16 protein-coding genes are annotated in these 19,840 nt (G+C 66.1%); 9 read left to right on the forward strand and 7 right to left on the reverse strand.

Annotated features, from left to right (window positions below):
• Nucleotides 1-36: 36 nt before the first annotated feature.
• Nucleotides 37-1,803: a chloride channel protein gene (locus MRBLST15_RS01315; RefSeq protein WP_367784793.1), complete on the reverse strand. Its 1,767-nt coding sequence runs from the start codon at nucleotides 1,801-1,803 to the stop codon at nucleotides 37-39.
• 63 nt (nucleotides 1,804-1,866) lie between these two features.
• On the reverse strand, nucleotides 1,867-3,948 hold the full coding sequence (locus tag MRBLST15_RS01320; protein WP_367784795.1) for a TonB-dependent receptor family protein: 2,082 nt from the start codon (nucleotides 3,946-3,948) through the stop codon (nucleotides 1,867-1,869).
• 130 nt (nucleotides 3,949-4,078) lie between these two features.
• On the opposite strand from MRBLST15_RS01320, the gene MRBLST15_RS01325 reads away from it, so the two are divergent.
• Nucleotides 4,079-4,999, forward strand: a complete 921-nt coding sequence (locus MRBLST15_RS01325) for a M14 family metallopeptidase (protein WP_312703854.1) — start codon at nucleotides 4,079-4,081, stop codon at nucleotides 4,997-4,999.
• Nucleotides 5,000-5,030: 31 nt separating this feature from the next.
• Here MRBLST15_RS01325 and MRBLST15_RS01330 read toward each other — a convergent pair whose 3' ends face one another.
• Nucleotides 5,031-5,882 (reverse strand): LysR family transcriptional regulator, encoded by an 852-nt coding sequence (locus MRBLST15_RS01330; RefSeq protein ID WP_033831329.1) that lies wholly within the window; start codon nucleotides 5,880-5,882, stop codon nucleotides 5,031-5,033.
• Between the two features lie 161 nt (nucleotides 5,883-6,043).
• On the opposite strand from MRBLST15_RS01330, the gene MRBLST15_RS01335 reads away from it, so the two are divergent.
• The 4 genes from MRBLST15_RS01335 to betT all read left to right on the forward strand — a co-directional run bounded on the left by MRBLST15_RS01335 (nucleotide 6,044) and on the right by betT (nucleotide 9,346).
• Nucleotides 6,044-6,397: an SMR family transporter gene (locus MRBLST15_RS01335; RefSeq protein ID WP_312703856.1), complete on the forward strand. Its 354-nt coding sequence runs from the start codon at nucleotides 6,044-6,046 to the stop codon at nucleotides 6,395-6,397.
• On the forward strand, nucleotides 6,397-6,717 hold the full coding sequence (locus tag MRBLST15_RS01340) for a DMT family transporter (RefSeq protein ID WP_312703857.1): 321 nt from the start codon (nucleotides 6,397-6,399) through the stop codon (nucleotides 6,715-6,717). The genes MRBLST15_RS01335 and MRBLST15_RS01340 overlap by 1 nt, the downstream gene beginning before the upstream one ends.
• Before the next feature lie 67 nt (nucleotides 6,718-6,784).
• Nucleotides 6,785-7,165 carry a VOC family protein gene (locus tag MRBLST15_RS01345; protein ID WP_367784799.1) on the forward strand — a complete coding sequence of 127 codons (381 nt, stop codon included), beginning with the start codon at nucleotides 6,785-6,787 and terminating at the stop codon, nucleotides 7,163-7,165.
• Nucleotides 7,166-7,366: 201 nt separating this feature from the next.
• Nucleotides 7,367-9,346: a choline BCCT transporter BetT gene (gene betT / locus MRBLST15_RS01350; RefSeq protein WP_265952999.1), complete on the forward strand. Its 1,980-nt coding sequence runs from the start codon at nucleotides 7,367-7,369 to the stop codon at nucleotides 9,344-9,346.
• Nucleotides 9,347-9,417: 71 nt separating this feature from the next.
• Here betT and MRBLST15_RS01355 read toward each other — a convergent pair whose 3' ends face one another.
• The 3 genes from MRBLST15_RS01355 to MRBLST15_RS01365 form a co-directional block, all read right to left on the reverse strand.
• Entirely contained in the window at nucleotides 9,418-12,045 is a 2,628-nt protein-coding gene (locus MRBLST15_RS01355) for a TonB-dependent receptor (protein WP_367784801.1), read from the reverse strand.
• 167 nt (nucleotides 12,046-12,212) lie between these two features.
• Entirely contained in the window at nucleotides 12,213-12,539 is a 327-nt protein-coding gene (locus tag MRBLST15_RS01360; RefSeq protein ID WP_095377111.1) for a hypothetical protein, read from the reverse strand.
• 45 nt (nucleotides 12,540-12,584) lie between these two features.
• Nucleotides 12,585-13,562: a zinc-binding dehydrogenase gene (locus MRBLST15_RS01365; RefSeq protein WP_088100148.1), complete on the reverse strand. Its 978-nt coding sequence runs from the start codon at nucleotides 13,560-13,562 to the stop codon at nucleotides 12,585-12,587.
• Between the two features lie 482 nt (nucleotides 13,563-14,044).
• On the opposite strand from MRBLST15_RS01365, the gene MRBLST15_RS01370 reads away from it, so the two are divergent.
• The 4 genes from MRBLST15_RS01370 (at nucleotide 14,045) to MRBLST15_RS01385 (ending at nucleotide 18,314) form a co-directional block, all read left to right on the forward strand.
• A complete protein-coding gene (locus MRBLST15_RS01370) occupies nucleotides 14,045-16,372 on the forward strand; it encodes a ribonucleoside-diphosphate reductase subunit alpha (protein WP_367785520.1) in 2,328 nt (775 codons plus the stop codon).
• A 110-nt stretch (nucleotides 16,373-16,482) separates the two neighbouring features.
• A complete protein-coding gene (locus MRBLST15_RS01375) occupies nucleotides 16,483-17,523 on the forward strand; it encodes a ribonucleotide-diphosphate reductase subunit beta (protein ID WP_265952995.1) in 1,041 nt (346 codons plus the stop codon).
• Between the two features lie 13 nt (nucleotides 17,524-17,536).
• Nucleotides 17,537-18,016, forward strand: coding sequence for a flavodoxin (locus MRBLST15_RS01380; RefSeq protein WP_367785521.1), 480 nt, complete (start codon nucleotides 17,537-17,539; stop codon nucleotides 18,014-18,016).
• A complete protein-coding gene (locus MRBLST15_RS01385) occupies nucleotides 17,988-18,314 on the forward strand; it encodes a thioredoxin family protein (protein WP_032975313.1) in 327 nt (108 codons plus the stop codon). The genes MRBLST15_RS01380 and MRBLST15_RS01385 overlap by 29 nt, the downstream gene beginning before the upstream one ends.
• Before the next feature lie 123 nt (nucleotides 18,315-18,437).
• Here MRBLST15_RS01385 and MRBLST15_RS01390 read toward each other — a convergent pair whose 3' ends face one another.
• The gene (locus MRBLST15_RS01390; protein WP_165377369.1) at nucleotides 18,438-19,769 is read right to left on the reverse strand and encodes an Nramp family divalent metal transporter; all 1,332 of its coding nucleotides are present in this window, start codon (nucleotides 19,767-19,769) and stop codon (nucleotides 18,438-18,440) included.
• Nucleotides 19,770-19,840 lie beyond the last annotated feature (71 nt).

Raw genomic sequence — 19,840 nt, forward strand, 5'->3', positions numbered from 1 at the left:
GGGCTTCCGGGAACATCATCCACGCATGGCGTGGATCTACTCGTCGACGCGCTCGCCCATCATTTCGCGCTGGCGCTTGTCCAGCTCCTCCGCATAGCGCTTGCGCACGAATGCTTCAGACACCACGCCCAGTACCTGGCCATCGTCGGCCACCACCGCCAGCTCGTCGGCCTGGGTCTGGTCGAACCGCTGCATCACGCTCACCACGTCCGCGCTGGTGGCAAGCGCTACGTCGCGGTTCTCGGCGAACGTACCCACCACGTCCTCGGGCTTTACGCCGTCGCCGAACAGGCGCGGGATCTGCACGATGCCGGCGTAGTGGCCTTCACTGTCGATCAGGATCACCCGGCTGCCCGAACCCAGCGGGAAGCGCTGGCGGAAGGTGGCGGCATCGAGGTCGGCCGGCGCGGTGGCTACACCCTTGCGCATCATCCGCCCGGCATTGAGGTTGTGCACCCAGCCGATGTCACGTGCGCTCTTGATGGTTTCCCCGCGCAGATGCATGCGCCAGGTCGAGAAGGAGTAGCCGAACCATTGCCGCACCAGCGTGCTGGACACCAGCACCGCGCTCATCACCACGCTGGTCAGCAGGAAATCGTGGGTGCCTTCCAGCACCAGCATGGCCATGGTCATCGGCGCGCCAACCACGGCTGCGGCCAGTGCGGCCATGCCCGCCAGCGCCGCTGAGGTGGCGTCGACCACCGGCACGCCGGTGGCCATCGCCAGCAACCCGGCAAACAGCGTGCCGACCAGCGTGCCCATGAACAGCGAGGCGAAGAACAGGCCACCACGGAAGCCGAAACCCAGCGAAATGCCCGAGGCCAGGCATTTGAGGGTCAGCAGTCCGCCGATCCAGATCAGCGGCAGATGGGTGGTCAGGTCCAGGTGCAGCGCGCCGTGGCCGGACGACAGCACCTGCGGGCTGGCCAGCGCCAGCGGGATCAGCAGCAGGCCACCCACCACCGGCCGTCCCCACAGCGGCAACGGGCTGCGCTTGACCGTGCCCTCGATGGAGGCGATCAGGCGCATCACCACGATGCCGACCATCGCACAGCAGCAGCCGAGCAGGCCGTAGATCGCATAGTCGGCTGCGCGCACGTCGATGGTGGATGCCGCCGGCAGCAGATAGGCCTCCACGCCGGCCTGGTCGGCAACGAAGGCGCCGGCCAGCGCGGCCACCGCCACCGGCGCCAGTGCCGCCGGCGTATAGGCGCCGATGACGATCTCGAAGGCGTAGAACGCCCCGGCTAACGGTGCACCGAAGGCCGCGGCGATCGCACCGGCCGCGCCGGCCCCGACCAGGATGCGCACGTCGTTGCGGCGCAGGCGCATCACCCGTCCCAGCTGCGAGCCGCTGCCCGCGCCCATCTGTGTGTACGACGCTTCCAGTCCGACCGACGCGCCGCAGCCGTTGGAGACCAGGGTCTGGGTCAACACGATCAGGTTGTCACGCATCGACATGCGGCCGCCGTGCAGCGCATTGGCTTCCACGGCGTCCAGCAAGGGGCGCTTGAGGCGCGTTGCAGCCAGGCTGACCAGGCCCACCACCAGGCCGCCCAGCGGCAGTACCAGCAGCGCGGTCCAGGCCAGTGCGGGCAGTGAGCTCAGGCGCATGCCCTCGTCCAGCCCATACAGCGCCGTCTGCAGGGTGCGTGCCAGCCCAGCCTGCAACAGGGTCAGGCCACCGGCGATCAGCCCGACCAGCAGGGCCAGGGCGATGAACCACAGGTCGCTGCCACGCAGGCGCAGGCGCAGGCCCTGGAAGGCCAGATGCAGGCGCGATGGCGAAGCGGTGGAGGACATGGTGGCGGCATGATACGCCGCCACCGTGAGCGCTACCGTCACCGCATCAGGCGGTTACCGCACTCAGAAGCGGTAGCGGCCCTGCACGTAGAACGTGCGCGGTGCGGCCACCATGCGGCCGGCGTTGCCATCCACGTTGCGGGTGTACCAGCGCTTGTCGGCCAGGTTGTTCACGCCCACCGCGACCTCGCTGTCGGCCAGCCAGGGCAGCTGCCAGGCCGCCTGCGCGTTCCACAGGCGTACGCCCGGCACACGGCCCACGCGCGCATCGGCGGTTTCGTTCCAGGTGTTGGCGGCATCGGAGAACTGGCCGCTCTGGTGGGTGCTGGACACATTGAAGGTCCAGCCGGCCAGCGCATAGCGCGCGCCGATGCTGTCGGTATCGCGCGAATAGAAGGGCACATCCAGGCCACGATTGTCGCCGGACTGCTGGATGGCCTTGGTCCAGGTGTAGTTCGCGTACAGCTCCAGCCCGGCCAGCGCGCTGCTTTCGGCGAAGCGGTACTCGATCGCGCTTTCCACGCCCTTGTGGTCGGTGGCGCCGATGTTCTGGAAGGTGGGCGGGGTGATGCCCGGAATCTGCAGGATCTGGTTGTCGAAGCGCATCTTGAACACGGTCACTTCCGCGCGCAGCGCGCCATCCTGCCAGCGCGCACCCAGCTCGGTGGTCCTGGCGATTTCCGGGTTCAGCGGATTGGTCGCGCTCTGCGAGTTGAGCTGGATGTTCTGCACCGGCCCGAACGAGGTGGTGTAGTTGCCGAACACGGTCAGCTGCGGGGTCAGCAGGTAGGCGACGTTGAGCGAGGGCAGGGCCTTGTCGTTGCGGCTGCTGAAGGTCGCGCCGCCACCGGCCTGCTGGCGGTCCATGTCGATCCACTCCATGCGCACGCCGGGCGTGATCCGCCACTGGCCGATGGCGATGCGGTCATCGACGTAGAACGAGTGCGCATCGGTGGCGTTGTCGAAGCGGGTGGTCGCGCTGGCCGCACCGGTACGGCGGGTCACGGTGTAGCTGCGGTCATTGCCGCGCTCGCGCAGGAAGCGGTAGCCGGCGGTGATGTCGTGCACGCTGCTGCCCCAGTGCAGGCGCTGGGTGTAGCGCGGCTCAATGCCGAGCACGCGGTAGTCGCGCGGCTGCACGGTGATCTGTGTGTTGGCGGCATTGATCAGCGAGCTGGCGCGGTTGCTCTCGTTGTAATACGCCAGCACCTCGAACTCGCTGTTCTCCGACAGCGTGTTGGTGTAGCCCAGATCGATGCCAGTGCGATGGCCTTTCCAGAAGTCGGTCGGCCGGGTGTTCTGGAACGGATCGGTCCCGTACTGGGCGCGGGTCAGGCCACCGGGTGTCAGCGAGCGCACATCGTAGTACGAGAGCTTGGCGCGCAGTTCCTGTTGCGCATCGATGGCATAGGCGAACTTCAGTGCCAGGTCGTCGAAACGGTCATCGCTGCCCTGGCGCCAGCCGCGGCCGTCCTGCCCGGAATACAGCAGGGCGGCACCCAGCCCGTTGCCGGCGGTGCCGCCGAGGAACGCGTTGTACTGCGTGCTGTCGCCGCCGCCGTGGTCGTAGGCGCTGTAGCGCACGCCCGCCTCGCCGTGCAGGCCGGCCGCGGTCGGAATCGCACGGGTGCTGAAGTTGATGATGCCGCCGACATTCTGCGGCCCGTAGCGCACCGCGCCGCCGCCACGCACAACGTCGATCGACTCGATGTTGGCCAGGCTGGCCGGGGCGAACGACAGCTGTGGCTGGCCGTACGGCGCAACCGCCAGCGGCACGCCGTCCAGCAGTACGGTCGAGCGCGGCGAGTAGCGACCGGTCAGGCCACGCACGCCGATGTTGAGCGACACCGAGCTGCCGGCCGTGCCGGAGTTGTCGGTGACCTGTACGCCGGGAATGCGGCGCATGGCATCGCCCAGGCTGGCGGCGCCGCTGGCCTCGATGCGCTGGCGATCAACCACGGTACGTGCGCCGGCGAAGCTTTTGACGCTGTCGTGCAGGCCGGTGCCCAGCCAGCTGCCCGATACCTGGATGCTGTCGAGCGTGGTGGCGCTGTCCTGCGCTAAGACGCTGGCGGCCGGGAGCAGGCACAGGGCGAGGGCGGCGGCCAGGGGCAGGCGGGCCGGTTGCAGGGCAGGGATGGGCATCGTTGCGGGCAGTGAAGGGCGTAAATGAGAATTATTGCTGATTCCATTCGCCATTGGAATCGACGTGCGGTTCAGCGCTTTGACCGGGTGCTAAAGTGATCAATTGCCTCCTGACCCGCTGAGATCTGCCATGTCCACTGCTGCTTTCTATCCCGTCGGTACCCCTGGCCAGCCGTGGGGCGTGGCGGAACGGGAGCAGTGGCGTGCGCGCCAGCAGCGCCTGCGCCGTTACGACGAGGAAGTGCTGCCGCGCATCGATGCACTGGCCGGGCGCTTCGACAAGGTGGCTTACGGCCAGCTCGACTATGCAGGCGAGACCTACACCCTGTTCGCCCTGCGCAGCCGCGACTGGAATCCGGCACTGCCGGCCGCGCTGGTGACCGGCGGTGTGCACGGCTACGAGACCAGTGGCGTGCTGGGCGCGCTGGAGTTCCTCGAAAAACACGCCGCCAGCTACGCCGGCAAGGCCAACCTGCTGGTCGCGCCGTGCGTGAATCCGTGGGGCTTCGAGCGCATCAACCGTTGGAACTTCGATGCGATCGACCCGAACCGCAACTTCCGCGCTGATGGCCCGGCGCGCGAATCGACGGCGCTGATCGAACTGATTGCACCGTTGAAGGGCCAGTTCGTGCTGCACATCGACCTGCACGAGACCACCGACAGCGACGAGAGCGAGTTCCGTCCCGCACTCGCCGCGCGCGATGGCAAGCCATTCGAACCGGGCCTGATTCCCGACGGCTTCTACCTGGTGGACGACAGCGAGAATCCGCAGCCGGCGTTCCAGCAGGCCGTGGTCGCGGAAGTGGAGAAGGTCACCCATATTGCACCGGCCGACGACAAGGGCGAGATCATCGGTTCGCCGGTGGTCGCGCACGGCGTGATCGAGTACGCGCTGGTGCCGCTGGGCCTGTGCGCCGGCATCACCGGGGCGAAGTACACCACCACCACCGAGGTCTATCCGGACAGCCCGCGGGCGACGCCGCAGCAGTGCAACGACGCGCAGGTGGCAGCGGTGCGCTCCGCGCTGGATTACGCGCTCGCCCATCGTTGATTTGTAGTGCCGAGCCTATGCTCGGCTCTACTCACCCCAATGCCTCGGCCCACCACAACGCCGCCGGCCCCGGCGGCGTATCGCGGCGCCACACCAGGTCGCTGTGGATGCGGCGCGGCCAGCCCGGCACGCGCAGTTCCAGTAGGCGGCCACGGTCGTAGCGCTGCACCAGCGCACGCGGCAGCTCGGCCCAGCCTATGCCGTCCTCGGCCATCTCCATCACCATCAGGTAGTCCGACGCGGTCCACGCCGGCCCGCTGATCGGCGGCGCGTGGTCGACCTGCGCGCTCAGCCGCACCTGCCGGTGCCGGGCCAGCTGCGCCGCCGCGCGCACGCCTGCCTGCGCCAGTGGATGGTCGCTGGCCACATACACCGCCAGCTCGCTGTGGTGGGCCAGTGGCTGGGCAACCAGTGCATCGGGGTACTGCGCCTGGCGCGGCAGCAGTCCCAGCCCGGCGCGCCCCGCATCCACCAGTTCCAGTACGTCCCGCCCTTCGGCATCCAGCCATTCCAGTTCGATCTCGGGAAATGCCTCGGCAAACCGCTGCAGCACACGTTGCGCCGGATCGAGCTGGTAGACATCGGAGAACACCACGGTCAGGCGTGGCTCTACGGGTGCGGCCAGACGCACGCTCAGCTGTTGCAGGCGCGCGTCGGCGGCAAGGATTTCCTGCGCGTGGCCCAGCACCTGCCGGCCGGCGTCGGTCAGCTGCGGGTAGCGGCCGCTACGATCGAACAGGACCATGCCGAGGTCGGCTTCCAGGTGGGCGATGGCGGTGCTGACCGTGGACTGGGTTTTGCGCAGCCGGCGCGCGGCCGCCGAGAACGAGCCCAGCGCGGCGGCCTCGACGAACGCCTGCAGCGATTCGGGGGAATAGGGCATTGATCCATCGCTCCTGTCGATGGAATCCATTTTGATACCACCGTAAAAGGCGATGATACTGGCCGCCGTCGCCCCTGTCTGCGGGGGCGTTCCGGATCATCCACGCACGGCGTGGATCTACTGAGGATGGGGCGCGGTCCCCGTCCCGCAAGGAGCTTCACATGTCCCGTACTGTTCCCGCCCGTGGCGCCGTCGTCGCCTGGGCCTGCCTGACCGTGGCGATCGTCGCCGAAGTGGTCGGCACGTCCTTCATGGCCCATGCCGCCCGCGATGGCGGCTGGACCGGTTATCTGGTGATGGCCGCCGCGCTGGCGCTGTCCTATTACTTCCTCGCGCTGTCGGTGCGCCGTATCGCCGTCGGCGTGGCCTATGCGGTGTGGGAAGGCCTCGGCCTGACCCTGCTGACCGTGGTCGGCATCAGCGTGTTCGGCGAGAGCCTGTCGCTGCAGCAGCTGGCCGGTCTGGTGCTGGCGGTGGTCGGCATCGTCTGCGTCACCCTCGGGGAGGCGCACTGATGAACATGATGGCCCTGTTTTTCGTGATCTGTTCGGCGCTGATCGATGTGGCCGCCAACATGATGGTGGCCAAGTCCGATGGCTTCCGTCGCTGGCGCTGGGGTGTCGGCGCCATCGTGCTGGTCTGGATCGCCTTCGCCCTGCTGGGCCAGGCCGTGCGCTACATGGACCTGGCCACCGCCTATGCGATGTGGGGCGCGATCGGCGTGATCGGCACGGCCACCTGTGGTCGCCTGCTGTTCGGCAATCGCCTGCGTCCGATTGGTTGGGTTGGCATTGGCCTGGTCACTGTGGCGGTGTTGCTGCTCAGTACGTCTTGAACCCGGCTTGATTGCGGCGATCAGTGAGGTCGCCGACACTTGGGCTTTCCCGCAACGGAGTGCCCGCATGTTCAGTCACGTCACCGTCGGAACCAACGACATGGCGATCTCCCGCCGCTTCTACGATGCGTTGTTCACCGCCGTCGGCGGCCGCGCAGGCGTGTTCGATGACGAGGGCAAGCTGGTCTACATCAAGGATGGGCGCATGTTCATGGTCATTCCGCCCATCGATGGAGAGGCGGCATGCCACGCCAACGGTGGCACCATCGGCTTTGCGCTGGCAGACCCACAGGCGGTGCATGCCTGGCAGGAAGCGGGCGTGGCCCATGGCGGTACTGCGGTGGAAGACCCGGCCGGCGTGCGGCAGAAGGCCGGGCGCCAGTTGTACCTGGCCTACCTGCGTGATCCGGACGGCAACAAGCTGTGCGCCGTGCATGTGATGGGTTGAATCATCGCCGCTGGACGCGGCGTGTCGTAATCGGGCCAGCGTGACCCCGGCGCCCGACGCGCCCGCAAGGCCCCAGGCGCGCGCGTAGCACGGAACACCGGCCGATCATGCCTGCGCGGTGCCACGACTTCATCCTGTGTCCACTGCTGTTCATCCAGAATCCGCCGGCTTACTTTCTGATCGATCCGGAGATGGCTGCCCATGGAAGCACTGGAGCCTCAACATCAGCCGGTGCGAACCCTGCGGCCTGTCTTCGCCTTCGCGGCGATCGTCGTTGTTGCCTTCGCACTGTTCGTCAGCCTGTTTCCACTCGGCGCCGGTCGCCTGCTGGTCAAGGCGCAGGACTGGGCGGCGCTCAACGTCGGCTGGTACTACCTGCTGGCGATGACCCTGTACCTGGTGTTCGTGGTCGGCGTGGCATTGTCCAAGTACGGCGGTATCAAGCTCGGTGCCGACCATGACGAACCGGAGTTTAGCTATCTCTCCTGGGCCGGCATGCTGTTCGCTGCCGGCATCAGCATCACCCTGTTCTTCTTCTGCGTTTCCGAACCGCTGACCCACTACCTGCAGCCGCCACAGGGTGATGGCGCAGCGGGCGAGGCCGGTGCGCGCCAGGCCATGCAGCTGCTGTTCCTGCATTGGGGCCTGCATGGCTGGGGCGTATTCGCGCTGGCGGCGATGGCGATGGCCTATTTCGCCTACCGGCACAACCTGCCATTGGCCTTGCGCTCGGCGCTGTATCCCCTGATCGGCAAGCGCATCAACGGCCCGATCGGTTACACCGTCGATGCCTTGGGCATCGTCGCCACGGTGTTCGGCATCGGTGCGGACATGGGCTTCGGCGTGCTGCATCTCAACGCCGGCCTGTCACACCTGTTCAATGTGCCGCACTCCAACCTGGTGCAGATCCTGCTGGTGGTGGCGATGATGGGCGCGGCCGTCGCGGTGGCCGTGTCCGGGGTCGAGAAGGGCGTGCGCTGGATGGCCAACATCAACATGCTGCTGGCGATCGCGCTGGTGCTGTTCATGCTCTGCGCCGGCCCCACCCAGTACCTGCTCAGCACGCTGATGCAGAACCTGGGCGATTACCTGGGCAGCGTGGTGGGCAAGAGTTTCGACGTGTACGCCTATGGTGGCCGGCCGGAATGGCTGGGCGGCTGGACGGTGTTCTACTGGGCCTGGTGGATCGGCTGGGCGCCGTTCGTCGGCCTGTTCATCGCGCGCATCTCGCGCGGCCGCACCATCCGCGAGTTCGTGTTCGGCGTGCTGCTGATTCCGCTGGGTTTCACCCTGGCGTGGCTGTCGATCTTCGGCAACAGCGCGCTGGACCAGGTGCTGCATCATGGCCAGCAGCAGCTGGCGCAGCTGGCGGTGGATGATCCACCGACGGTGCTGTATGCGTTGCTGGATGGCTACCCGTGGAGCAAGGCGGTGATCGGGGTGACCGTGCTGGTCAGCTTCATCTTCTTCGTGACGTCGGCCGATTCCGGGGCGGTGGTGCTGTCCACGCTGTCCTCGCATGGTGGTGCGCCGGAGGACGATGGCCCACGCTGGCTGCGTGTGTTCTGGGGCACGGTGATCGCGGTGCTGACCGCCGGCCTGCTGCTGGCCGGCAGCATCGATGCGCTGAAATCCGCAGTGGTGCTGGCCTCGTTGCCGTTCTCTGCGGTGCTGCTGTTGATGATGTGGGGCCTGACCCGTGCCTTCAGTGACGAGTCGCACCGCAAACGTGCGCAGCAGTTCAGGCCATCGCCGCTGATCGGCGATGATCGCCACCACCAGGGCTGGCGCCAGCGCCTGACCCAGGCCATGCACTTTCCGGTACGCGACCAGGTATACCGCTTCATGGATGACACGGTGAAGCCGGCGATGGAGGCGGTGGCCGAGCAGCTGCGTGAGCAGGGCTGGGACGTGCAGACGCGCTTCGAAGCGGGCGACATGGAGCTGTCGGTCAACCACGGCGAGCAGCAGGACTTCCTGTACCGGGTGATCCTCAGTGGCTACCTGACCCCGTCCTTCGCCGCGCAGCAGCTGCGCAACCAGCGCTACTACCGCGCCGAAGTGCATCTGTACGAAGGCAGCCAGGACTACGATCTGGTCGGCTACAGCCGCAAGCAGATCATCAACGACATCATCAGTCAGTACGAACGGCACCTGCAGTTCCTGCACCTGAGCCGTTGATGTGGTGGGTGCGGACCGTTGGTCCGCACACTCCTGTAGAGTCGAGCGTGGGCTCGGCTCTACAGCGGCGGTCAGAACCGGTAACGTGCGCCCAGCGAAACGAACTGCCCGCGCAGGTTGTACTGGCTGATGTCGAAGCCGTTGGAACCGCCGGCCGGATCGAACGGCGGGTCCTTGTCGGTCAGGTTCAGCACCGACAGCGACAGCGTGGTCTTCGGAATGCCTTCATAGGCCACGTACAGGTCGAGCTGGTGGTACGGCTTGACCCGGTCGCGCAGGCCCGGATTGCTGGTGGCCGTGGCTACGCGCTGGTCATAGCCGCTCACGTACTGCAGGCTCAGCGTGCTGCTCCAGTCACCCACCGCCCAGTTCAACGAGGTGGTGCCGCGCGTGCGTGGCAGGGCGCCATGGCGGTTGTTGCCGGCGCCGTCATAGGGCGCCTGTCCAGCCACCAGCGGCTGCTTGAAGCTGAGCAGGTGGGTCCAGCTGCCGGCCACGGTGAAGTTGCCCCAGCCATCGGTGCGGAAAGTACGGTTCGCTTCCAGGTCGATGCCCGAGGTGGTCAGCTCGCCCTGGTTGGCGTACTGGTTGGTGATGATCTGGATGCGGCCCTGTGCATCGCGCTGCACGCGGCCGGGGAACAGGTCCGGGTTGTTGACGATGAACTGCGCGCTGTCCGGCTTGACCAGGTTGTCCTGTTCGATGCGATACCAGTCCAGGCCGATGCTGGAATCGGCATCGGGCGACCACACCGCACCGACATTGAGATTGCGCGAGCGTTCGGCCTTCAGGTCCGGATTGCCGGTGCGCAGGTTGGTCACGCCACGGCTGCCGCCGGGCTGCAGCGGATCGAACGGATCGACCACCGAGCCGTAGCTGATGGTCTGCCCCGGTGCGATCTCCGGCAGCGACGGCGCACGGAAGCCACGCGAGAACGAACCGCGCAGCAGCAGGCTGTCCAGCGGCTGCCAGCGCAGCGCGAACTTCGGCGAGAACGCCTTGCCGAAGTCATCGTAGTGGTCACCGCGGCCGGCAACCTGCAGCTCCAGCGTGCGATGCAGCGGCACGCTGAACTCGGCATAGGCGGCACTGACCTGGCGTTCGCCGTCGACGATGTTGATCGCCGGGCGCAGCTCGGTTCCGGACAGCACCTGCGCACTGGTGCGCGCGTCCAGCGATTCCTTGCGGAATTCCGCGCCCCAGGCGAAGCCGATCGCACCGGCCGGCAGTTCCCACAACGAGGTCGATGCCTTGACGTTGAGCGAGTGCAGCTTGTACCAGCCTGGACGTTTGGTCTGCAGGCGCAGATCGTCCAGTGCGCCCGGCGTGCTGGACGGATCGAGGAAGTTGTAGCTGCCATCGCGCAGGATCTGCTGGAAGGCGTAGCGGTCCACGAAGTTGTCCACGTACTCGCGCTGCGCGCTCTGCGAGGTCAGTGCGGCCACTTCCCAGTCCCAGCGTTCACCGGTGCCACGTACGCCGGCCAGGGCGCGGTAGAACACCTGGGTGTTGTCCTTCAGGCGCGGGCCGAGATCGAAGAAGGTGTATTCGAACGGCAGCGGCGCGCTGCCCGGATTGTTCGGATGGCCGACCGGCAGCACGGCGGCGATATCGGTCAACGTGCCGGTGGCGGGATTGTAGGCACGCAGGCCAGGGCCGACCGTCAGCGGCGCGCTGAAGATCTGGTCGGCCTTGTTGTGGCTGTACAGCACGTCAGCGAAGGCTTCGACGCTGTCATTGAAGCGGTAGGTCGCGCTCAGCGACGCCTGCAGGCGCTCGGCGCCGGGCTGCAGAGTCTTGAACGGCTGCGCGTTGAAGGCGCAGGCCTGGCCGGGCAGGGTGCTGCCGAAGTCGCTGTAGGGACGCGGCTCGCTGCCATCGGGGCAGGGCGAGAACGGCTGCGGCGCACGCGGATTGGACAGCCAGTTGCCACCGGCCGTGGACCAGCCGGCCAGGCGGCCACCGGGCTTGTCGCGGAAATCGCCGTCGCGGGTGTACGCGCGCTGGTCGGCATCGAGGCGGTCGCGCTTGAGCAGATCCAGTCCGAACAGCACGTTCCAGCCTTGCTGTTCGAGGTCACCGAAGCCGGCCAGCAGGTTGGCCTTGCGCTCGTTCAGGCCGCCCTGGGTGGCGGTGCCGAAGCCACCGCCGACCTCCACGCCATGGAAATCACGACGCAGGATGATGTTGATGACGCCGGCGATGGCGTCCGAGCCGTACACCGCCGAGGCGCCATCCTTCAGCACTTCGATGCGCTCCACCGCGCTGATCGGCAGCGCGTTGAGGTCGACGAAGGTGTCCTGGGTGTTGAGCGCGAAGCCGAAGTTGGCCACGCGGTAGCCATTGACCAGCACCAGCGTGTTCTTCGGCGACAGGCCGCGGAGGCCGATCGACGCCGAGCCCGCAGCGAAGCTGCCGGTGTACTGCTCGTCGAAGCTGTTGCCGGCGTTGGCCGACAGGTTGCGCAGCACGTCGGTAAGGGTGGAGCGGCCGGTCTGCAGGATCTGCTCGCGGGTGACGATCTGCACCGGGTTGGGGCCGGCGGTGTCGCTGCGCTTGATGTTGGAACCGGTCACCAGCACGGTGCCGAGGGTGGTGCTGTCCTTGCCGGCATCGGCGGTTTCAGCGGCGCCGGCAGCGCCGGCGGTGAGGCCGAGCGCGATCGCGCCGGCAAGCAGGTTCAGGGTGGTGCGGTACATGGAAGCGACAACGCCGAACGGGGGAGGAGCCGTCAGTACCGCATGCAGATACCTGCGCCTTCCAATGACGAAAGCGCATTCAGTTATACATCACAGGTTCTTAACGACCGGAGCAGGCAGCGGCGGACCGTATCCGGGCGCCGCTACTGCATTCAAGCCCGATCCATTCAATCGACTGGGTGAATTATCAGGTCGGAGACGAAAATCCAGAGGCTGTCCGGTATGTCGTTGTGGCAAGCAAGCCCCATATCCGTGATGCTTTCAGGAAACTGGACCAGCACCCGCATGCCACGTTGATGCCTGGTCATGGAAGTCTGGGATTCCTCAAGAACAATGGTCCCGTTGGTACCGATCAACCTCCAGTAGTCTTCGGAGGGCCGAACATCGTCAGGAGGGGATTTGCTCCCGAGAAAGGTCGCCAGCAGCACCTTCCGACCATTCATTCCGCTCAACGTGATTCCTTCTTCAGCAAAGACGATGTAGACATTATCCATTGGGATGGGGGCGGCGCGCAGCGCCGCCGGATCCAGCGCCTTGCATCAAGGCCGCAGCAGCACCTTGCCATTGCGGCCCGAACCGGCGCCGGCTTTCGCCGCCTGGGCGATGTCGTCCAATGCGAAGATCTGCTCCACCGGCAGGGTCAGTTCACCCCCGGCCGCACGCTTCAGCAGTTCACCCACCAACCGCCGCTTGTCTTCCACCGCCATTGCCTGGCTGACCTTGCTGCCCCAGAAGCCCTTCACCGTGGCTTCCTTGTAGATCAGGCCGCCGGCGGGAATGCGCATCGGTTCGCCGCTCATCACACCGAAAGAGACCAGGGTGCCGTGGTGGCCGAGCAGGTCGACCAGGTCGCCGCTGGCATCGCCACCGATGGAGTCGACTGCAGCAGCGGCCTGCGCTTGCCCGGTGGCTTCGCGCACGCGGTCCTTCCAGCCGTCCACCGAGGTATCGAACACGTGATCGATGCCCAGTGCCTGCAGTTGCGCCACGGCCTCGGCATTGCGCACCAGGTTGGCCACGTGCACGCCGCGTGCCTTTGCGAGCATCGCCAGCGATTTGCCGACGGCACCGTTGGCGGTGTTCTGCACGATCCACTGGCCCTGCTCGACGTGCAGGAATTCCAGCAGCATCAACGCGCTCAGCGGCATGGCGATCAGCTGTGCGGCCATTTCATCGGCGATCGCGTCCGGCATCGGGATCACCATCCGCGCCGGTGCGATGAACGCTTCGGCCCAGGTGCCGTGCACCGAGGCGGCGGCAACCCGCTGGCCGATCTGCAGGCCGTCGACGCCTTCGCCGAGCGCATCGACCACGCCCAGTGCTTCGCTGCCGCCGATCGCCGGCAGCGTCGGCTTGTAGCCATACAGGCCACGCACGGTCAGCAGATCGTGGTTGTGGATCGAGGCCAGCACGGTGCGGATGCGTACTTCACCGGGACCGGGTTCGGGCAGGGGGGCATCGGCAACGGCGAGGACCTGGGCCGGATCGCCGAAGGAGGAGTACAGGGCAGCGCGCATGGGCAGTGTTCCAATGAAAGTTGACGTTGTACCGAACTGGGGATGCCCCCGGCGTCGACAAGGCCGCGCACGTGCAACACGGCATCCTGCGACCGATGGTCGCGTTGGCGCGCGATCACCGCATCTTGTGTTGACGGCTCGGAATATCCCCACTATGTTGTGGCTGTCACTCCCGGTCAGCCGCCGCCGCCGGACATGCAGCAAACGTCCCGCGGCCCGCCCCTGAAGGCTTGCCGTGTCGACGCGGCCGCCATCGTGCGGACGCAGGTCGCCCCCACGGCCCGGATACCGGCCGCAGGCGCAGGCAGATGCCGACGACCTACGTTCCTGCACCCTGGCACTTCACCCGTTCGCCCCGCGCGCCGGTATCGCGTGCAGGGCCGCCATGGCATCGGGCGCCGACGCGCTTACGAGCCTGGAGTTCCACCACCATGACCGACAGTACCTTCCGCGTGGCCGACCTGGTCGGCGCCGGCGACGCCATGCGCGCCAGCGGCGAGCGCGTGCCGACCTGGATCACCAAGGAAGCCGGCAATCGTCGCCTGCCGTACGATGCGGCACGCCTGCTGCGCAGCATCGACACCATCCACGCCGAGCTGCCGCAGCTGGATGTGGCCGACTACCGCCGCGTGGTGCTGGCGATGGTCGAGCGCAAGCCCAGCATCAGTGCCGATGATCTGGTGGATCTGCTGATCCGTGAAGCGGAATCGCGCGTCGATCTTGTCGCGCCCGAATGGGAACAGTTCGCCGCACGCCTGTACCTGCGCCGGCTGTACAAGCGCGCCAGCCGCAATCGCTTCTACGACGTCAGCCTGAAATACGGCTCCTTCGTAGGCCTGCAGGAAAGCCTGGCCGACCGCGGCGTCTACAGCAACGACATCCTGCGCTGCTATTCGAAGGAAGAGCTGCAGCAGGCCGGCGAGATGATCGACCCCGAGCGCGATCGGCTGTTCGCTTACAACGGCCTGTACCTGCTGGCTACGCGCTACCTCGCCACCGATCGCAGCCGCGAGGTGTATGAGCTGCCGCAGGAGCGCTGGCTGACCATCGCCCTGTACCTGATGCAGAACGAGGGCGGGCCGGGTGAGAGCGGCCGCGTGCGGCGCATGCAGCTGGTGGGCGAGGCGTACTGGGCACTGTCCAACCTGTACATGACGGTGGCCACGCCGACCCTGGCCAACGCCGGCAAGGTCGGTGGCCAGCTGTCGAGCTGCTTCATCGATACCGTCGATGACAGCCTGCAGGGCATCTATGACTCCAACACCGATATCGCCCGCGTGTCCAAGCACGGCGGCGGTGTGGGTGCGTACCTGGGGTACGTGCGCAGCAGTGGTGCGCCGATCCGCGGCGTGCCCAACTCGTCCGGCGGCGTCGTGCCGTGGATCAAGCAGCTCAACAACACCGCGGTGTCGGTCGACCAGCTCGGCCAGCGCAAGGGCGCGGTGGCGGTGTACCTGGACTTCTGGCATCGCGACATCGAAGCCTTCATGGACCTGCGCCTGAACAACGGCGACCAGCGCCTGCGCGCGCACGACGTGTTCACCGCGATCTGCGTGCCCGATCTGTTCATGGAGGCGGTCGAGCGCCGGGCCGACTGGTACCTGTTCGATCCGCACGAGGTGAAGCAGGCCAAGGGCTGGTACCTGCAGGACTTCTATGACGAGAAGCGCGGGCAGGGCAGCTTCCGCGACCGCTACGCCGAACTGGTCGCCGACGAGCGCATCAGCCGCCGCACGGTGAAGGCGATCGACCTGTTCAAGCGGATCATGCTCAGCCAGCTGGAAACCGGTAACCCGTTCCTGTTCTACCGCGACGAAGTGAACCGGAAGAACCCGAACAAGCACGCGGGCATGATCTATTCCAGCAACCTGTGCACCGAGATCCTGCAGAACATGAGCCCGACGCGGATGATCCAGGAGATCGTCAGCGGCGACCAGATCGTCACCACCCGTCGTGCCGGTGACTTCGTGGTCTGCAACCTGTCATCGATCAACCTCGGCCGTGCCATCACCGCTCCTGAGGATCTGCTGGCCACCGATGTGCTGGAGCGGTTGATTCCGATCCAGGTGCGCATGCTCGACAACGTGATCGACCTCAATGCGCTGCCGGTGCCGCAGGCCACCATCACCAACCACAAGTACCGCGCCATCGGCCTGGGCACGTTCGGCTGGCACCACCTGCTGGCACAGCAGGCGATTCACTGGGAGTCGCCCGAGGCCGAGGAGCTGTCCGATCGCCTGTTCGAGCGCATCAACTTCCTCACCATCCAGGCCAGCGCGCAACTGGCCAGGGAGAAGGGCAGCTACCCGATGTTCGCCGGCAGCGACTGGCACAACGGCAACTATTTCCGTGACCGCGATTACAGCGGTGCAGCCTGGGACAGTCTTGCGCGCGAGGTGGCGAGCAACGGCCTGCGCAATGGCTGGCTGCTGGCGGTGGCGCCGAACATGAGCACGGCGCAGATCGCCGGTTCCACCGCGTCGATCGATCCGATCTACAGCGCGTTCTACTACGAGGAAAAGAAGGACTTCCGGCGGCCGGTGGCTGCGCCCGGGCTGTCGCTGGAAACCTGGCCGTATTACGAAAAGGGCGCCTACAAGGTCGACCAGTTCGCCAGCGTGCGGCAGAACGCGCGCCGCCAGCGCCATGTCGACCAGTCGATCAGCTTCAACCTCTATGTGCCGAGCACGATCCGCGCCAGCACGTTGCTGGAGCTGCACCTGAGTGCCTGGCGGCAAGGACTGAAGACCACCTACTACGTGCGCTCCAACGACATCGACATCAGCGAATGCGAGTGGTGCTCGAGCTGATCGACGCACCCCCTGTAGAGCCGAGCCCACGCTCGGCTCAGGCGCGAAGAGCAGCCGAGCATGGGCTCGGCTCCACATCCGCAACGCACGCAATACGAAGGCAGAAGACCATGGCAACACCCCTCGACCGCATCAAGATCCTCGAACCGCGCCACCCCAACCGCAGCACCGGCATCATCAACGGGCGCACCAGCGGCATCCTGAACTGGAACGACATTCCCTACCCGTCGTTCTATCGCGCCTACAAGGAGCTGTCGACCAACTTCTGGATCCCCGACGAGGTGGACATGAAGGTGGATGCACGCCAGTACGGCGAGCTCAACGCGCGCGAGAAGAATGCCTACGATTCCATCATCGGCCTGCTGGCCACGCTGGATTCGCCGCAGACGCGCTTCATCTACAACGTCGCCGAATACATCACCGACCCGGCCGCGCACGCCAACGCGGCGATCATCGGCCAGCAGGAAGTGATCCACAACGAGAGCTACAGCTACGTGCTGGCCTCGATCACCGATCTTCCCAACCAGAACCGCATCTTCGAGATCGCCCGCACCCACCCGACCATCATCAAGCGCAACGCGCCGATCATGGGGGCGTATGACGATTTCATGCGCGAGAAGACCGCCGAAACCCTGCTGAAGTCGCTGATCCAGTCCTCGATCCTGGAAGGCATCAACTTCTATTCCGGTTTCGCGTACTTCTACAACATGGTGCGGCAGAACCGCATGAACGGCACCGGCAAGATCATCAGCTTCATCAACCGTGACGAACTGGCCCACACCAAGTTCATCAGCGAGCTGATCCGCGCCATCGTCGGTGAGAACCCGGAGCTGCAGACCAACGAGCTGACCGCTTACGTGCACCAATCGTTCGAACATGCCATCGAACTGGAAACGCAGTGGTCGGCGGAGGTGCTGGACGGCATCGACGGCATCGACGTGGACGAGATGGTGCGCTACGTGAAGTACCGCGCCAACAAGATGGCCGGCATGCTCGGCATCGAGCGCCTGTACAGCGACACCACCGACAACGTGATGCCGTGGATCAAGGCCTACGCCGACAACTTCACCGAGACCAAGACCGACTTCTTCGAGATGCGCAATGCAAGCTACAAGAAGACCAACGTCGACAACGGCTTCGACGATCTCTGAACGCGGCCCGGCGCTGCGCATCCTGATCGTGGTGGCGTCGCTCAGTGGCAACACCCGCGAGCTCGGCCGCCACATCGCCGAGCGATGCCGGGCCGCAGGCCACGCCGTGCACTGGCAGGACGCCGACGACCCGCGCCAGTGCCCGCCGCTGCCGGTGGACGAGGCCGACCTGGTGCTGCTCGGTTGCTGGACCGACAACGCCGGGCGCACGCCGTCGGAGATGAAGGCCTGGGTGGCAGGTATCGCCGAACGCGGCCAGCGGCCGCGCCAGGTGGCGGTGTTCGGTACCGGCGAAACGCAGTGGGGGCAGGAGTACTACTGCGGTGCGGTGCACCGGCTGATCCGCTATTTCCACAGTGGCTACCCGCCGCTGGAGATCGAACAGATGCCCCATGGCCAGCGGCATGCCGCGGCCATCAACCGCTGGACCGACGCGGTCCTGGATCATTACTGGAGTACCACCGATGCAGATCATCGACGCCACCACGCCTGAGCAGTTCCAGCAGTTGCTGGCCGACCATCCGCGCGTGCTGGTGGACTTCCACAAGGACCAGTGCCCGGGGTGCCGGATGCTGGACATGTCGCTGCAGCGGGTGGCCAGCGGCACTGCAGGGCAGGGCACGACCCTGCTGCGGGTGCAGCTGGAAGTGGTGGGCGAGGCGTTCTTCCGCGAGCTGGGCTTGCGGCAGACCCCCACGCTGTCGCTGTTCCTGGACGGTGACGAGCGCATGCGCATGCCGGGCTTCCAGTCGCCGCAGCAGATCGAAGCGGCGATCGCCGAGTTTTTGTAGCCCAGGATCAGGGTCGGATCCCTCGCCGCAGGCTAGGGCTCTGACCCCACTTCGACGCATGGCTTCGATCATCGGGGTCAGAGCCCTTGCCTGTGGCAAGGGATCCGACCCCGGGCGCGTGGATCAACCGCCAGCGAACGTATCCACCAGCAGCTTCACGTTCAGCACCACGATCACCAGCGCGATCACCCAGGCGATGCTGCCCAGCCAGCGCGGGGCCACCAGCGCGCCCATCGTCACCTTGTCGGTCACGATCCGCACCAGCGGGATGATCGCGAACGGCAACTGCATCGACAGCACCACCTGGCTCAGCACCAGCAGCTTCACCGCGCCCTGGTCGCCGAACAGCATGATCACCACCACCACCGGGATGATGGCCAGCGCGCGGGTGATCAAGCGCCGCAGCCATGGCGGCAGGCGCAGGCGCAGGAACCCTTCCATCACGATCTGCCCGGCCAGTGTCGCTGTCACCGTTGAGTTCAGGCCGGACGCGAGCAGCGCCACGGCGAACAATGTCGAGGCCAGGCCAACGCCCAGCATCGGCGCCAGCAACTGGTGCGCCTGCTCGATGTCTTCCACATCGAAGCGGCCATTGGCATGGAATACCGACGCCGCCAGGATCAGGATGCTGGCGTTGATGAACAGTGCCAGGGTCAAGGCAACGGTGCTGTCGGTGACGGCCCAGCGCAGCGCGCTGCGACGACCTTCATCGGTGCGTGGATAGGCACGGGTCTGCACGATGGACGAATGCAGGTACAGGTTGTGCGGCATCACCGTGGCCCCGATGATGCCGATGGCGATGTACAGCGCGTGCGGATCCGTGACCACCTGCGCGCGCGGAATGAAACCGCCGAGCACCTGCATCACCGGCGGCGCGGCCAGCGCGATCTGCACCATGAAGCAACCGAAGATCACCAGCAGCAGCGCGATCACGAAGGCTTCGAGCGCGCGGAAACCACGGTTCATCAGCAGCAGCACCAGCAGCGTGTCCAGTGCGGTGATCACCGCGCCCCACAGCAATGGCAGGTCGAACAACAGTTTCAAGGCTATGGCCGTACCGATCACTTCGGCCAGGTCGCAGGCGATGATCGCCGCTTCGCACAGCGCCCATAGCGCCAGGTTCACCGGCTTGGGGTAACGCGCACGGCAGGCCTGCGCCAGGTCCATGCCGGTGGCGATGCCCAGCCGTGCCGACAACGCCTGCAGGATCACCGCCATCAGGTTGGAGATCAGGATGACCGACAGCAGCAGGTAGCCGAAGCGCGAGCCGCCTGCCAGATCGGTGGCCCAGTTGCCCGGGTCCATGTAACCGACCGACACCATGTAGCCCGGGCCAAGGAAGGCCAGCAGCCGGAACCACCAATGGCCTTTGTCGGGTACGGCAATCGAAGCGTTGAGCGCACCCAGGCTGGCCGGAGTGGAGGCGGCAGAATCGGTGGGTGCGACGGTGTTCATGGCTTCCAATATAGCCACTGCTATATCGCATAGCAATGTGAAACAATCGTCTTTACTGCGTCACTGGTCCA

This window comes from Stenotrophomonas sp. LST15-1-1.1, assembly GCF_040815575.1.
GTDB classification, from domain to species: domain Bacteria; phylum Pseudomonadota; class Gammaproteobacteria; order Xanthomonadales; family Xanthomonadaceae; genus Stenotrophomonas; species Stenotrophomonas lactitubi_B.